We start from the raw sequence: 13,804 nt of genomic DNA, 5'->3' as shown, positions 1-13,804 counted from the left end.
TCACGGAAACCGGTCACGCAACGCGGGTCACGCCAGAGCCAGGAACAGCCGTTCAAGCTCCTGCTCGGTCATCTCGGGTTCGTCACCGTTGTCGCGGGCCTGCTGGCAATACCGCATCCCGCTCGCCACGATCTTGAACCCGGCACGGTCCAGCGCACGGGACACCGCCGCGAGCTGCGTCAGCACCTCGGCGCAGTCCCTGCCGTCCTCGATGGCCTCGATCACTCCGGTCAACTGTCCCTTCGCTCGACGCAGCCGCACCAGCGCGTCTCCGATCGACTCCGGCTTGATCTCCACGACGTCCACCTCCATGTTGCCGCTATCCATCCTACTATACCCACCGGGGTATTTCAGGGGTCTATTTCGTGCGGCGCGATGCCTTGAGGTTGCTCACATCGCGGCGAAATCTCAGCCCGTATTCAGCCGCGATCGATACGGTCACGCGCGTGTTGGATATCAGATCGTGGCTGACGTCGGCGCTGACACGTGTCTACCTCTACCGCGCGCGCAAGCGGGGCTTCGACCTGGCGAAGCTGCCGTTCCTACCGGAGACCGCGCTGCGTCCGTTGAGACGTCACGGCCTCGATCCGATCCCGGAGCTGCGCACGATGCGCGAGCACGCACCGGTGAGCAAGCTGCGGATTCCGTTCGGCGTTAACGTCTGGTTGGTCACCGGCCACGCCGAGGCCAAAGCGGTGCTCGCGGACGCGAAGAACTTCAGCAACGACTTCGGTAACGTCGTCGGCAAGGCGGGCGCGCACGCGGAGCAGAACCCTGGCGGGCTCGGGTTCGCCGATCCGCCGCATCACACGCGGCTGCGCAAGCTGCTGACGCCGGAGTTCACGATGCGTCGTCTCTCGCGGCTGACGCCCGGTATCGACGCGATCATCACCGAACGGCTGGACGAGATGGCCGCCGCCGAAGGTCCGGTCGACCTGGTCGAGTCGTTCGCGTTGCCCATCCCCTCGCTGGTGATTTGCGAACTGCTCGGGGTGCCGTACGAGCATCGGCACGAGTTCCAGCAGCTCAGCATGCAACGGTTCGACCTGTTCGGCGGCGCGGACGCCTCGCTCGGCGCGATCTCGCAGTCGCTGGATTTCATGCAGCGGTTCGTCGAGCAGGAGCGGGAAGAACCGGGCGATGGCCTGATCGGCATGATCATCCGCGAGCACGGCGACGAGGTCACCGACCGCGAGCTGGCCGGGCTCGCCGACGGCGTCCTCACCGGCGGCTTCGAGACCACCGCGAGCATGTTGGCACTCGGCGCGCTCGTGCTGGTGCGCGACCCGGACGCGCGCAAACGCGCGATGCACGACAACGGCTCGGTGCGCGACCTCGTTGAGGAGCTGCTGCGGTACCTGACGGTGGTGCAGGTCGCGTTCCCCCGCTTCGCGCGTCGCGACATCGAGATCGGCGGCACCCGCATCGCGGAGGGCGACGTCGTCGTGTGCTCGCTCAGCGGGGCGAACCGCGACGCCGCGCTCGGTCCCGGTATGGAGGACTTCGACGCGAGCCGGCAGCCGACGCAACACTTCGCGTTCGGCCACGGCGTGCACCGCTGCATCGGTGCCGAGCTGGCGCGGATGGAGTTGCGCGCGGCGTTTCCCGCGCTGCTACGTCGGTTCCCCGACATTAGGCTCGCCGTGCCGGAGGACGAGCTGGAGTTCCGGGAGACGTCGATCGTCTACGGCGTGGAGTCGTTGCCCGTGGTGCTGCGTCCAGACAGCTACGGAAACAGCAACCACAACCCGGCCACGAGGTAGGCGACCAGGAACACCACCATCGGCGCCTCGCCGGAGGCGCCACGTTCGGCGATGCGGAGCCGCACCGCACGGTCATGCGCGACGACGACGGCCACCGCGTGTCCCAGGACCACGGCGACCACCGAGACGCTGGCGATGATCGTCGGCGTGGCGATGGCGGCGCTGGCATCGGACGCGCTCGCGCCGAACAGGCCGCCGTCGGTGATCATCGCCAAGGTGCGGAGCACCGTCCGCTGGCTGTCATAGACCGCGACGGTGTAGTAGTGCGCGATCATGTAGCCGAGCGTCAGGGGGATCAGCGCGGCGGCGAACCACCCAGGCAGCCCCCGTACGCGGCCCGTCGTGCGGGCCGCGAGGATGTAGACCGCCGCGATGACCGCGACCACGAGCAGGAGCACCACGATCGCGAGCACGCCGGGAAGCGCGCGGCCCCTGGTGAGTTCCAGCCAGAACAGCGTGTCGGTGATGCTGTCGAACGACGTCGAGCCGAGCAAGATCGCCAGTACCGCGACCACGCCCGGCCTCGGCCGCATCGAGGCGAGACCGTCAAGCGGGCTCCGCACGACGAGCACGCCATCCTCACGACGTCCCAGCGGGGCGAGGTGCGCGGCGAGTCCGGAGTAGGCCTCGAACGGATCCGCCTGGTCGAACCACCGGGAGCCGAACAGCAGCGCCCCTAGCAGCATCGCGACCGCGTAGCAGGTGAGGCCAAGCAGCAGCAGCGGCGGATCGGCCCGCGCGTCCGGCACCAGTTCCAGCCAAACGAACCCGAACAGCAGCACGGCCGCTGGCCAGTAGCCCCACCGGCTCGGCAGGTCGAACCAGCCGTCCGCAGGGTCGGTGCGGTTCAACCAGGCGAAGGCGGCATGCACGGCACGCAGCGGGTTGATCCGCCGCCACACCGGCCCGACCACTGCCGACAGCAGCGGCACCCACACCCACAGCAGCTCGTACACGATGCCGCCTGCCGGATTGCGCTGGGAGTTGTCCGGCCCGAACAGGAGCACCGACACCAGCCCGGCGGCGGCGAGCACACCGAACGCCCGCAACGCCCAGCGCGACGCGGTGGAGTCGAGCGCGGCGGCAACCGCCGTTGGCAACGGCCTCCCGGCGGACGCGCCGCGCAACCGCGGCTTCCGCCAGGTGTAGCTGAGCATCACGAACGTCACCGCTACGAGGAGCAGCGCACCCGTCATGACGACGCCGAACGGCAGCGGCAGATCCTCTCGCCCACCAACACCGTGGGCGAGTACATCCTCGGGCATGCTCCTCCAGCCGTCGCGGCAGCGCGGTCAGAGTGATAGTGCCATGAGGGCGACCGGCCGCTATGAGCTGTGTGCGATGTCGACCACCAACTTGCTGATGCCCGCATCGGCATCGACGAGTGTAAAGGCGCGGAACGGCAGGTTCTCACGGACGCCGAGCGCGATCGTGGACTGCCCCTCGAAGAACCCGGCGAACCGCACCTCGCGCAATGTGCGCCAGTCGCGCAGCTCATCGGCGGTGTAGAGCCGGTTTCCTGGCCTGCCGAACGTGCCGGTGCTCTCCGGGTACCCGCTTATCGACGCCCGTACGATCACCTCGAGCGCGGCATCCCCCGCGACCGGGTACGGCTCACCGGAGCCATCGGCGCGCACGACATCGACGTAGCGCACCAGAGCCCCCGGCTTGTTCGTGCCGTCGATGTCGAAGACCACCCGATCGAAGCACTTGTGCTGCCCGATACGCGCCTGGAACAGCCGGTCCCTTGAGCTGCCCGGCTCACGATCCGGCCGGAAGTCCCACGTCGAGACGCGCCGACACGACGGCCCCGTCCGTTCCGTTGTGGTCGTGGCCGGTTCATCCGTTCTCGTGGTTTCCGGCTCACTCGTAGCCGTCGCGTCGGTGATTGCTGTTGTCGTCGGTGACGTCGTGCCGGTGGCGTCGCCCGCGACCGGCTGGCCGTCCGTGCAGCCCGCGGCCACGAGCGCCACCAGCATCACCAACGTGCCCGCTATACGTGTCGTTGTGCGCATGTGATCACCCTCCTCCATCGTGCATGACGGTGTGTACTCCCCGTGATGCACGACAAGGACCGGTGGTCACAGAAAACGACCAGACCGTCGGCATGTGTCACGACTGGCTTGGTCTCATGTCCTCACCACTCGGGACCAACGGCCGCTGCGGCGACGCCCGCCACAGGCCCATGCTCCTGCTATGCGAGTACGCGACGTCATGACGAGCCCGGCCATGACCGTCCGCCGCGAGACGGAAATCGCGACGGCCGCCAAGCTACTGTGCGACCGGGGATTCACCGCGCTGCCGGTCGTCAACGACGATGATGAGCTGGTCGGCATCGTCACCGAGGCCGACCTGGTCGCGCGGCGATTTCCACCCGACCCGAGGTACCGGAGCGGCCCGGACGACGGTGTGATCCTGGCACGGGCAGGCTCGACGGTCGCGGACGTGATGACCACCGACGTGCTCACCGCACGCACGGGGACCGACGTCGCGGCGCTTGCGGAGCAGATGCTGACTCGTCACGTGCGCAGTGTGCCGGTGGTCGAGGGTGACCGAGTAATCGGCGTCGTCTCGCGCCGCGACCTCGTCCGCACGTTGGCGCGCGACGACAACATGGTCGCCCGCGACGTCCGGCATCGACTCGAGATCTATGGCGGGCCGCTGCGCTGGACGGTGTCGGTCCACAACGGTGTCGCGCGAATCCGCGACACCCGCGACGACCTCACCGACCGCCACGTCGCCACGGTGATCGCGGAGTCCGTGCCAGGGGTGACGCGGGCGGAGGTGAGGTAAGCGCTACTGGTGGCCAGGCGGGGTGCCGCCATTGCCGACGCCGTTACCGCCGCCGTTGCCACCGGAGCCGTCGTCGTCGGAGCCGTCATCGCCGGAGCTGAGGGCGTCGGGACCGTAGCCGAGGATCTTCACCGACGTCTTGCCACCGCGGCGGGACAGCCGGATGTCCACCCAAGTCTCGTTGTTGCCCTCGTCGGCCTCGGTGAACAACCCGCCCTGGTCGGCGGTGGCGCGCAACCGATACTTGCCGTTATCGACCGAGGTGATGTCGACGTACTGATCGGGAAGGTTCCACGGGTACTCGTCACCCCACCCGATGGACAGCCCCATCGAGACGTCGAGCGAGTCATGGTGGCCACAGGTCACGTGGCTGTACTGCGGGTTGTCCGGCGCGCCGGGCAGGTGGAGCGCGTACGGGTCGGTGTCGAAGAAACAGAATCCACCCTTGGCGGCCGTGCCGACCTTGGCACCGTTGTCCAGCCGCAGCAGTTCATAACCTGCCAGGTCACGCACGTGCCAGTGGTCGTGGCCATCACCGCCATAGACCATCTCCGCCGTGGTCGGGATGTCCGTTGTCGACCCGTCTGAATAGTGCATCCGCTGCGCGACCTCGAAGGACGAACTGGTGTCCGGTCGGGAGGCGAACAGCTCGAACGGGCCAGATCCAACGTTGACGACCATCGCGGAGAACCGTAGCTGTTCGGTGCCGTCCGCGGTCGTCGCGACGGTGAGGTCGGTCAGGTGGGCCATGCCGAGATCCGCGGGTTCCGCTGTGGGTGCCGCGGTGGCCTGCGTAGGGGCGGCGAGCACGCTCGCCAGCGCGACCACCGCCGCGCTCATCCAGTGACGACGGGACATCGGTAACTCCTCTGGTCGAAGGCCGTAGGCCGGGCGCACGCGTGGCGCCCGGCCGTTGACGTACGGGGGGACCCGCTACTTCTTGGGATCTGGGTCCTTCTTGTCGTCACCGAGCGAGAAGCACAGGTGACTAAGGCCGTACGGCTTGCCGTTCTTCGCGTTGATTGGCGCGGTGAGGTCGGTGTCGCTGAAGACACCATCCCCATAGTCGTACCAGTTCGCGTCCGGACCGCCCTTGACGATGACGTCGGTGACGAGCACGGTCGAGCTGAAGTCGAACGACGATCCGTGCACCGTGATGGTGACTGGACCGTAGGTACCGCTTTCCACGGGTTCGATCTTCAGGTCACCCGTGCAGTCCGGGTTACCACTGAGCACGGTGGGTGTCACTGACGCCGCTGCGGCGCTGAGCGTGCCGCCGAACAACGCGAGTACGGCGGCGAAGACGCCGATAGCGGCTAATTTGGCTAACTTGACCACGACGAAAGCTCCTTGTGAACAGGCGCCACTCGACTGGGCCGAATGGCGGGCGACGGAACGGGCGAGCCAACTGCCGGAACGGCTCAGCCCAGATGTCCTAAATGCCTGACTCTTCGTCGTGATGCGGCGGAAAGTTACGCACTGATCTAAGCGGAATTGGCACGCCGGGTTTGACAGGCGAGTACCTCGGTCGCCTCACTGACCGGAACAGGACCGCCGAACAACATCCCCTGCGCGTAGTCGCACTGCAGCAGCCGCAGCCGATCGGCCTGTGGCGTTGTCTCGACGCCCTCAGCCAGCACGTCCAGCTCGAGCGAATGCGCCAGCGAGATCGTGCCCGCGATGATCTTGTCGCGGGCGGGGTCGACCACCTCGCCCTTGCGAGACGACGACAGCAGTGAACGGTCGATCTTGAGCTGGTGCACCGGCAGCCTGCCCAGGTGCGCCAAGTTGGAGTAGCCGGTGCCGAAGTCGTCGATGGCCAGCCGGACACCCGCCGCGGCGAGCTCCCGCAACGCGACCAGCGCACCTTGGGTGTCACCGGCGACCGCACTCTCGGTGAGTTCCAGTTGCAGGCACATCGCGGGCAGCCCGACTTGGTCCAACGTGCCGAGCACGTCCGCTACGAATGTCGGCTGGCGCAGCTGCGTCGCCGCGACGTTGACGCTCACATAGAGGTCATCGAGTCCGAACTCGTCGAACCAGCGCCGCGCCTGCAGGCAGCCCTGCTCAAGCACCCACTGCCCGAGCGCGTTGATGTTTCCGGTCTCCTCGGCGACCGGGATGAACTGGCCGGGCGAGACCCGGCCGAGCCGAGGATGGTCCCAGCGGACAAGCGCCTCGAACCCGCGCACGCTGGAGTCGGCGAGCGAGACGAGTGGCTGGTAGTGCAGCAGGAACTCATTGTGGGCCAGCGCGGCGGGCATGGCCGTCGCGAGGCTGTGTCTGGTCAGTTCCTGTTCCCCGCGCGCTGGGTCGTAACGCTCCCAGCGCCCGCTGCCGTGGGCTTTCGCCTGGTAGAGCGTGACGTCGGCGGCGCGCATCAGCCGTCCGGGATCCCGGCCGACCAGCGCCGAGTGGACGACACCGATACTGCCGGTGACGCTGAGCTGCTCGCCGTCGAACTCGATCGGCCGCCCGAACACGGCCAGCATCTTCTCGGCTTCCCGCGCGACCCAGTCAGGGCTGCCGCAGCGCTCGATCAGCACGACGAACTCGTCGCCGCCGAGCCGGGCCACCGTACAGCCGTCCGGTTCGACGGCCTTGCGAAGCCGGTTCGCCGCCACCCGCAGCACATGGTCGCCCGCGTCGTGGCCAAGGCTGTCATTGATGTTCTTGAAGCCGTCGAGGTCGAGGTAGCACAGCCCGAGCGGCTGTTCGGCCGCCTCGAGCCGCTCGAAGAACAGCGTGCGGTTGGGCAGTCCGGTGAGCGCGTCGTGCCGGGACTCGTGCCAGAGCCGGTTCTGCAGCCTGCGCCGCTCGGTGACGTCGACGGCGACACCGATGAAGAAGTCGGGCGTGCCCGTACGATCCCGCACCGCCGTCATGGACAGGTCGATGTTGGCCACCCTGCCGTCGGGTCGTAGGTGTGCCGTCTCCAGCCGGAATCGGCCAATGTCGCCCGCGACGAGCTTCTGGAACTCACCGTAGGCGTGGCCGATGTTGTCCGGACCGATGACCTCGGAGATGGTGCGACCCCTGATGTCGTCCGTCGCGCGGCCGAGCATGCCGGCCATCGCCTCGTTGACCTCGAGCACGGTGCCGGTCAGATCGACGACGCCGATGCCGACGGCGGCACCGGCGAAGACCGCCTGGAACCGCGCCTCGCTGGCACGGCGCCGTTCCTCGGCGGCACGAGCGGCGGCGAGCGCGGCGCGTTGCGTCGTCTCCTGCTCCGCGAGCACGGTATCCCGAAGCGCGATCGCGAAGCCCTCCGCGACAGCACCGTGCAACCGCGAGAGCCTGGCCATGAGAGCGCCATTGCCGACGTCGCTTCCGATCTCACTGCCGAGTTCGGCCACGAACTCGTCGCTGAGCAGCGCGAGCGTGCGGTTGAGCACCGAGGTGTCGCGGTAGTGCGCGTCGATGAGCGCCTTACCCACCGCCCTGCCAAGCTCTGGACGAAACGGCGTCGACCGCATCGCCTCGGTGAGCTGCTCGGTCAGCTCCCGCAGGAAGTCCTCGAGCTCGGCTCGTGTCATCGCCGGTGCGACAGCGCCCTTGAGCGAGGAGGCCCACCTCGTGGCGAACCGTTCGACCGAGTGCGCTGTAGTCATGACGTTCAGCTCGCGGGGGCGTCTTTTCGACCGACCCCCGCGAGCCCCAGGGATCGGCCGGGTTCCTCATCGATGTCGGCCTCGGATTCCGGCCGCCACAACGGCAATTCCACCACACCAGGGTCGATCACCGTAAGACCGTCGAAGAACGACGTGATCTCCTCCCTTGTTCGGAAGATGATCGGTACCCCGCTCTGGTTGCGCGCCTGATCACCAAGCTGGGCGGCGTCGTCTGGCCGGTTGGCGCTCGATAGATGAGAGATCACGACGAAGCTGCCTTCTGGCATGGCGTCACGCAGCGTGGCCACCACCTCGTGCGGCCGGTCGGTGTCGGAGAGCAGATGCAGCACCGCGACGAGCAGCACCCCGACTGGCTTGTCGAAGTCGATGAAGTTACGCACGCGCACGTCCGCCAGCAGGTCAGCGGGGGAACGCAGATCACCCTCGATCGCGGACGCTCGCTCGTTACCGGCCAGGATGACCTCGGAGTGCGCGACGGCGACCGGATCGATGTCGACGTAGAGCACCTTGCTGTCCGATGCGGCGCGCTGCGCGACCTCGTGGGCGTTGCCGACGGTCGGTATGCCGGAGCCAATGTCGAGGAACTGCCGGATGCCCATGTTGACGAGATGTCGCACCGAGCGGCGCAGGAACGCGCGATTACTCAGCGCGACCTTCGGCAGATCCGGGACCAGCTCTGCCGCGTTGGACGCGGCTTTACGGTCGACGTCGAAATTGTGCGAACCGCCGAGCAGCGCGTCGTACATGCGTGCCGGGCTCGGCACCTCCATGTCGACACCCTCCGGCGCCCAGGATGGTCGCTTGGCTGCCACCGCATCCTCCACCTCGGCGAGACATTATGCGAGGAAAGCCTACCCGAGGACACCAGCTACGTGCGCATACCCGAATCTTGTCCGCATCTCAATCAGATTGTGGGTTCCACGGAACCAAACGGCCGCTAGTGTGATCACCCATAGCGATCATCGGCTGGGCACGATTGGACCTGCACAATGTGCCCCCGATCGCGCGACAATGGGTGGTGCACATCACAGTCGGGGCAAAGGGATGCGCAATGGCAAAAGCCGTAGTTCACCAGTCACAGCAACGCGACGCGGAGGAGGACGCGCGACGCGAGCTGGAACCTGGTGCCGCGGCTGCCAACGGCCAACCACCCGATCACGCCGCCGAGGACACCGGTAACGACCTTCAGGACGCCATCGCACTACGCAGGCTGCTCGCCGTCGCCACACTGACGCCCGCGCAGGCTGGACTACTCGCGGTAGACCTGATGGACACGCTTGTCACTCTTGAGGAGCGTGGTGCGTGCCCGGACCAGGTGAACGATCGTTCGGTGCTCGTCCGGCGGGACGGCACCGTGGCGCTCGCTCCCTCGCCCGAGGCAGCGAGCGGCACCGGCACCTCGGCGTCAACCGCGACAACGGACACGTCTGGCGCGAATGGGAGCGCGCCGAACGCGGAGTCCGATGAGGACAGCGGCGGCGATGAGACGGGCGGCGGCACCAACGGCAGCGCGGCAACCAAGGCACGATCGAACGGCAGCACGACCAAAACGAAGACGAGCACGCGGTCGCGAAGTGGCACGAAGAGCTCTAAGGCGACGCGCGGCCGCAACGGCACGGGGAAGCCTGCGGCGAACGGTAAGGGGCGTGGCGCTGCCACCCGCGGCGTCGAACAGCTCCCCGTCGCGGCGACGACGGCGAGCTCGCTCGTGCGGCTCCTCATCGCCCACACCAGAGGCGGCAGCGCGCGCAGGAAAGTGGACGCCGCGCTGCTGACCGACCGGCTCGCCGGAACCAGCACCGACCTGATCGAACTGCGCGACAAGGTGAGCGGCGCGGTCCGCGAACTCGCGGCGGGCGACGACACCGGCTGGGACGACTGGACGACGGCGACCCGCAGGCAGATCACCGCACTGGTCACGGCGACAGTGGGCCGCACGGCACAGCATGACAGGACGCCGGAGGGCACCGCGGTACGTCAGGACGTCGAGACAGGCGGTTCGGCGAGCGACATCGACAGCGGAACCGGTAGCGAACAAGGCGGCACGGACACCGCCGACGCGGCGGAGACGTCCAGCTCGCTGAGCCTCGCACGGGGCGACCTACGCGGCGCGCGACGTCGCGCCTGGTACCGCAAGCGGCGGCTGCCACGCCGCAAGGCCGTAGTGATCACCGTGATCGTGGCACTTGTCGCGGCCGCTGGCTGGTGGGCGGCGCCGCGCGCGTGGTCCGAACTGCGCCGCGGCTGGGAGGCGGTGTTCACGACGAGCGAGCAGCCGTCACAGCAGCTGCCACCGGTCGCACCACCCGAGGAGGCGAGCAGCGGCGGCAAGACGACCGGTCAAGCGGCGGGCGGCAAGAAGGACGACAAGGACGACGACAAGCCAGGGGCGGTGCCGCGGCTCGCCCCGAAGGAGGCCGGACCAATCAACGGCGTGACGATCGAACGCGCGGAAGGAGAATGCACTCGCGGCGAGGTGTGCCCGGTGCGGGTCGACGTGATGCTCGACGCATCGGCGACGCAGCGGGAGGTCAGCTGGTCGCTGCGTATCGTGGATCGCTGTACCGACAAAATTCGCAAACGCGAAGGTGTCACCATGACCGCGGCCGCTGGCTGGGGCCAGGTGTACGGCATCAGCCGTCCCGCACTGCCGGATTCGCGTGCGCTCGCGATCGTCGCGGTGACCGACACCCCGGCGAAGGCCGCGTCGGCGCCGCTGCTCGTGTCCGCCAACCGAGCCACCTGCTGAGGCCGTCATGCGCGCGCAACAGGACCACCGCGTCGCGGATCCGTGGTTGATCCTCGCTGCCGCTGTTCTCGGTGGGCTCGGCCTGCTGAACCTGGTCTCACTCGGCATGGCCGACCTCGCGATCCGCCACGGCATGTTCGTGGTGCTCGGCATCGGCCTGCTGCTCGTGGTGAGCCGGGTCAGGCTGACGGAGCTACCCCGGATCGCGTGGACCGTCTACGGGATCGCGATCGGGTTGCTGCTCGCCGTCCCGGTGTTCGGCGTGACCATCAACGGCGCACGACGCTGGATCGACTTCGGACTTTTCACCGTCCAACCCGCCGAGCTGGCCAAGATCGCGGTCGTGCTCGCGCTGGCGACGCTGCTCTCTCGCGGCTACCGCATCGGCCGCTTCGTGCTCGGGCTCGGCGTCGCCGCCGTGCCCGCCGTGATCGTCGCGCTGCAGCCGAACCTGTCATCGGCCATCGTGATCGGCTCGGCGGCTGGGCTGATGCTGGTGTTGGCCAGGGTGCCGTTGCTGCCGTTGCTGCCGCTGTTCGGGCTCGGCGTCGCCGCGCTGCCCCTCGCCGTGCTCGTACTGCGGCCGTACCAGCTCAGCAGGGTGCACGCCTTCCTCACCGGTGCGCGCGACGCCGACGGCCCCGGCTGGGCCGCGATGCAGGCCGACATCGCCATCGGCGAGGGCGGGCTGTTCGGCATGGCCCGCGAACCGTTGTATGGGCTGCGGTCGAGCTATCTGCCCGAGCGCGAACACGACCTGGCGTTCGCCAGCCTTGTGCATGGCTGGGGTTTGGTCGCGGCGGTGCTGGCCGTCGCGGCGATCCTGGTACTGGTCTGGCGCTGCGCCGCCGCCGCGCGGCTGGCGCGCTCGCGCGAGGCCGCGCTGATCTCGTCCGGCGTCGCGGTGCTGTTCGGGTTGCATGCCGTCGTGTCGATCGCGGTGAACCTCAGTCTCATCCCGCACACCGGGCTGCCCATTCCACTACTCAGCTACGGCGGCACCACGGCGGTCGTGCACCTCACCGCGCTCGGGTTCGTGCTCGCCGCGCGGCGCGACGGCGTGCAGCGTCCCCTGTGGGCGCCGCCGCCGAAGCGCAGGCAGCACCCCCGGCTGGTGCGCTCCGGCGCGTTCGGGCTCACGATCGGCCTTGTCGGCATGTCGATGACGGCATGGCAGCTGCAGGTCGCCCGCGGCGATGAGCTGCGGCTCCAAGGCGAGCACCAGATGACCCGCTGCATCCGGCTGCCAGCCGAACGCGGCGTCATCACCGACGCGAGCGGCGCGCCGCTCGTCCGCAACGGCACCGAGTACGAGGTGCGCGTCGTGCCGGGCCTGTTCCCCGACACCGACGAACGCGCGAGAGGGCAACTCGCGAAGGTCGTCGGCGTCAAGCGCACCGAGGTGGAGACCGCGCTGCGGGAAGGCACCGAGCTGTCGGTGCGCGTCGGCAGGGTCCCGCCGAACGTGGCGCGGCAGGTCGCCGACGCCGAGCTGCCCGGCGTGCTCGTGGTTCCGTCCGAACGCAGGTCGTATCCCTACGGGAAGATGCTGGCCACGGTGCTTGGCTTCGTCGGCACCGCCGACTCCAACGACATGGAGCGATGGCCCAACATCGCGCTCGGCGCGACCGTCGGCAAGTCGGGTATCGAGCGGCAGTACGACGCCGTGTTGCGTGGCGTGGACGGCAAGCAATGCGTCTACGTCGACCCAGGCGGGCGGCCGGTCGCCGCGGCGGAGCGCGTCGACCCGATCGCGGGGCACGATCTCCGGCTCAACCTGGACCTGTCGATGCAGCGGGTGGCGACCAAGGCGCTGGCCAAGGCGGTGCGCACCAGCCCGGGTGACCTGGGCGCCGCGATCGTGATGGACGCCCGCACCGGTGCGGTGAAGGCGATGGCGAGTGTGCCGTCATACGACAACAACGTCTACAGCCCGCCGGTTGACATGGACAAGCTGCGGAAGGTGGGCAAAGGGCCGGGCCTGCCGATGTTCAACCACGCCACGCAGGTCGCGGCGCCGCCCGGTTCGACATTCAAGATCGTCGTGGCGTCGGCCAACATGAAGTACGGCGCGCTGCCGCCGGGACGGACCATCCCGACCGGTGGGGCGTACACGTATGGCGGCCACACCTTTAACAACTGGAAGCCAATGGGGCCACACAACATGTTCCAGGCGATCCAGTGGTCGGACAACGTCTACTTCTACAAGCTGGCCGCCCAGCTCGGGCCGCAAAAGATCGCCAACGTCGCCAGGCACCTCGGCATCGGCTCGCCGACCGGGATCGACTTGCCCGGCGAGGCATCCGGCTTCCTCGGCACGCCGAAGACGGTCTCGGAGATCGGCGGGCACTGGTATCCGGGCTCGACGGTGCTGATGGGCATCGGGCAAGGCACCGTCACGGCCACGCCGTTGCAGCTGTCGCGCTGGACCGTCGGTGTCGGCACCGGGAAACTCGTCACGCCGCAGCTCGCGGGGTCGTACGGCGGCGCGCAGAACATACCGATCACGGGCACCGAGCCGAAACGCCTGCCCTTCGCGAACAAACTGGGCCCGGTGCGTAAGGGCATGCGGCTGTCGGCCGCGGAGGGCACCGGCGGGCAGCTCGCCAAGCTGCCGATCACCGCGCTGTCCAAGACCGGCACGGCACAGGACCCGAGTGCCCCGAACGGCGGCACCCACGCCTGGTTCTCCGCGCTCGTCCCCGCGGAGAACCCGCGGCTGGTCGTAACCGTGATGGTGCGTAGCGGCGGCTACGGCTCCGCGGTGTCCGGCCCGGTGGTGACGCGGATCTTGGAGCACTATCTGAAGAACCGGGATTAAGGATTACGGAGATGAACAAGTTCACGAAACACAAGTCGGGGAG

At 68.3% G+C, this 13,804-nt stretch carries 11 protein-coding genes; 4 read left to right on the top strand and 7 right to left on the bottom strand.

Features of this window, described 5'->3' with window-relative positions; translation table 11 throughout:
• Window positions 1–27: 27 nt before the first annotated feature.
• On the bottom strand, window positions 28–297 hold the full coding sequence (locus ACFQGD_RS05865) for a metal-sensitive transcriptional regulator (RefSeq protein ID WP_425557325.1): 270 nt from the start codon (window positions 295–297) through the stop codon (window positions 28–30).
• 149 nt (window positions 298–446) lie between these two features.
• Here ACFQGD_RS05865 and ACFQGD_RS05860 point away from each other — a divergent pair, with 149 nt between their 5' ends.
• Window positions 447–1,763, top strand: a complete 1,317-nt coding sequence (locus ACFQGD_RS05860) for a cytochrome P450 (protein ID WP_345396038.1) — start codon at window positions 447–449, stop codon at window positions 1,761–1,763.
• On the opposite strand, the gene ACFQGD_RS05855 is transcribed toward ACFQGD_RS05860, so the two are convergent.
• Both ACFQGD_RS05855 and ACFQGD_RS05850 read right to left on the bottom strand, forming a co-directional pair.
• A complete protein-coding gene (locus tag ACFQGD_RS05855; RefSeq protein ID WP_345396035.1) occupies window positions 1,727–3,028 on the bottom strand; it encodes a hypothetical protein in 1,302 nt (433 codons plus the stop codon). The two genes, ACFQGD_RS05860 and ACFQGD_RS05855, sit on opposite strands and share 37 nt — an antisense overlap.
• A gap of 60 nt (window positions 3,029–3,088) precedes the next feature.
• Window positions 3,089–3,778, bottom strand: a complete 690-nt coding sequence (locus ACFQGD_RS05850; protein ID WP_345396032.1) for an AMIN-like domain-containing (lipo)protein — start codon at window positions 3,776–3,778, stop codon at window positions 3,089–3,091.
• Between the two features lie 181 nt (window positions 3,779–3,959).
• Between ACFQGD_RS05850 and ACFQGD_RS05845 the strand changes: the two genes are divergently transcribed.
• A complete protein-coding gene (locus ACFQGD_RS05845; RefSeq protein ID WP_345396029.1) occupies window positions 3,960–4,556 on the top strand; it encodes a CBS domain-containing protein in 597 nt (198 codons plus the stop codon).
• A gap of 3 nt (window positions 4,557–4,559) precedes the next feature.
• Here the strand turns inward: ACFQGD_RS05845 and ACFQGD_RS05840 are convergent, their stop codons facing one another.
• The 4 genes from ACFQGD_RS05840 to ACFQGD_RS05825 all read right to left on the bottom strand — a co-directional run bounded on the left by ACFQGD_RS05840 (window position 4,560) and on the right by ACFQGD_RS05825 (window position 9,003).
• Window positions 4,560–5,414 (bottom strand): lysyl oxidase family protein, encoded by an 855-nt coding sequence (locus ACFQGD_RS05840; protein ID WP_345396026.1) that lies wholly within the window; start codon window positions 5,412–5,414, stop codon window positions 4,560–4,562.
• A gap of 75 nt (window positions 5,415–5,489) precedes the next feature.
• On the bottom strand, window positions 5,490–5,894 hold the full coding sequence (locus ACFQGD_RS05835) for a hypothetical protein (RefSeq protein WP_345396023.1): 405 nt from the start codon (window positions 5,892–5,894) through the stop codon (window positions 5,490–5,492).
• A 146-nt stretch (window positions 5,895–6,040) separates the two neighbouring features.
• Window positions 6,041–8,170: a putative bifunctional diguanylate cyclase/phosphodiesterase gene (locus ACFQGD_RS05830; RefSeq protein WP_345396020.1), complete on the bottom strand. Its 2,130-nt coding sequence runs from the start codon at window positions 8,168–8,170 to the stop codon at window positions 6,041–6,043.
• Between the two features lie 5 nt (window positions 8,171–8,175).
• On the bottom strand, window positions 8,176–9,003 hold the full coding sequence (locus ACFQGD_RS05825) for an SAM-dependent methyltransferase (RefSeq protein ID WP_345396017.1): 828 nt from the start codon (window positions 9,001–9,003) through the stop codon (window positions 8,176–8,178).
• A 239-nt stretch (window positions 9,004–9,242) separates the two neighbouring features.
• On the opposite strand from ACFQGD_RS05825, the gene ACFQGD_RS05820 reads away from it, so the two are divergent.
• The gene (locus ACFQGD_RS05820; RefSeq protein WP_345396014.1) at window positions 9,243–10,940 is read left to right on the top strand and encodes a hypothetical protein; all 1,698 of its coding nucleotides are present in this window, start codon (window positions 9,243–9,245) and stop codon (window positions 10,938–10,940) included.
• A 7-nt stretch (window positions 10,941–10,947) separates the two neighbouring features.
• Window positions 10,948–13,761, top strand: coding sequence for an FtsW/RodA/SpoVE family cell cycle protein (locus ACFQGD_RS05815; RefSeq protein WP_345396011.1), 2,814 nt, complete (start codon window positions 10,948–10,950; stop codon window positions 13,759–13,761).
• Window positions 13,762–13,804: the final 43 nt, after the last annotated feature.

Origin of the sequence: Haloechinothrix salitolerans (genome assembly GCF_042662605.1) — a bacterium.
Taxonomy (GTDB): domain Bacteria; phylum Actinomycetota; class Actinomycetes; order Mycobacteriales; family Pseudonocardiaceae; genus Haloechinothrix_A; species Haloechinothrix_A salitolerans.
This window is presented reverse-complemented; position numbering and strand designations above follow the sequence as displayed.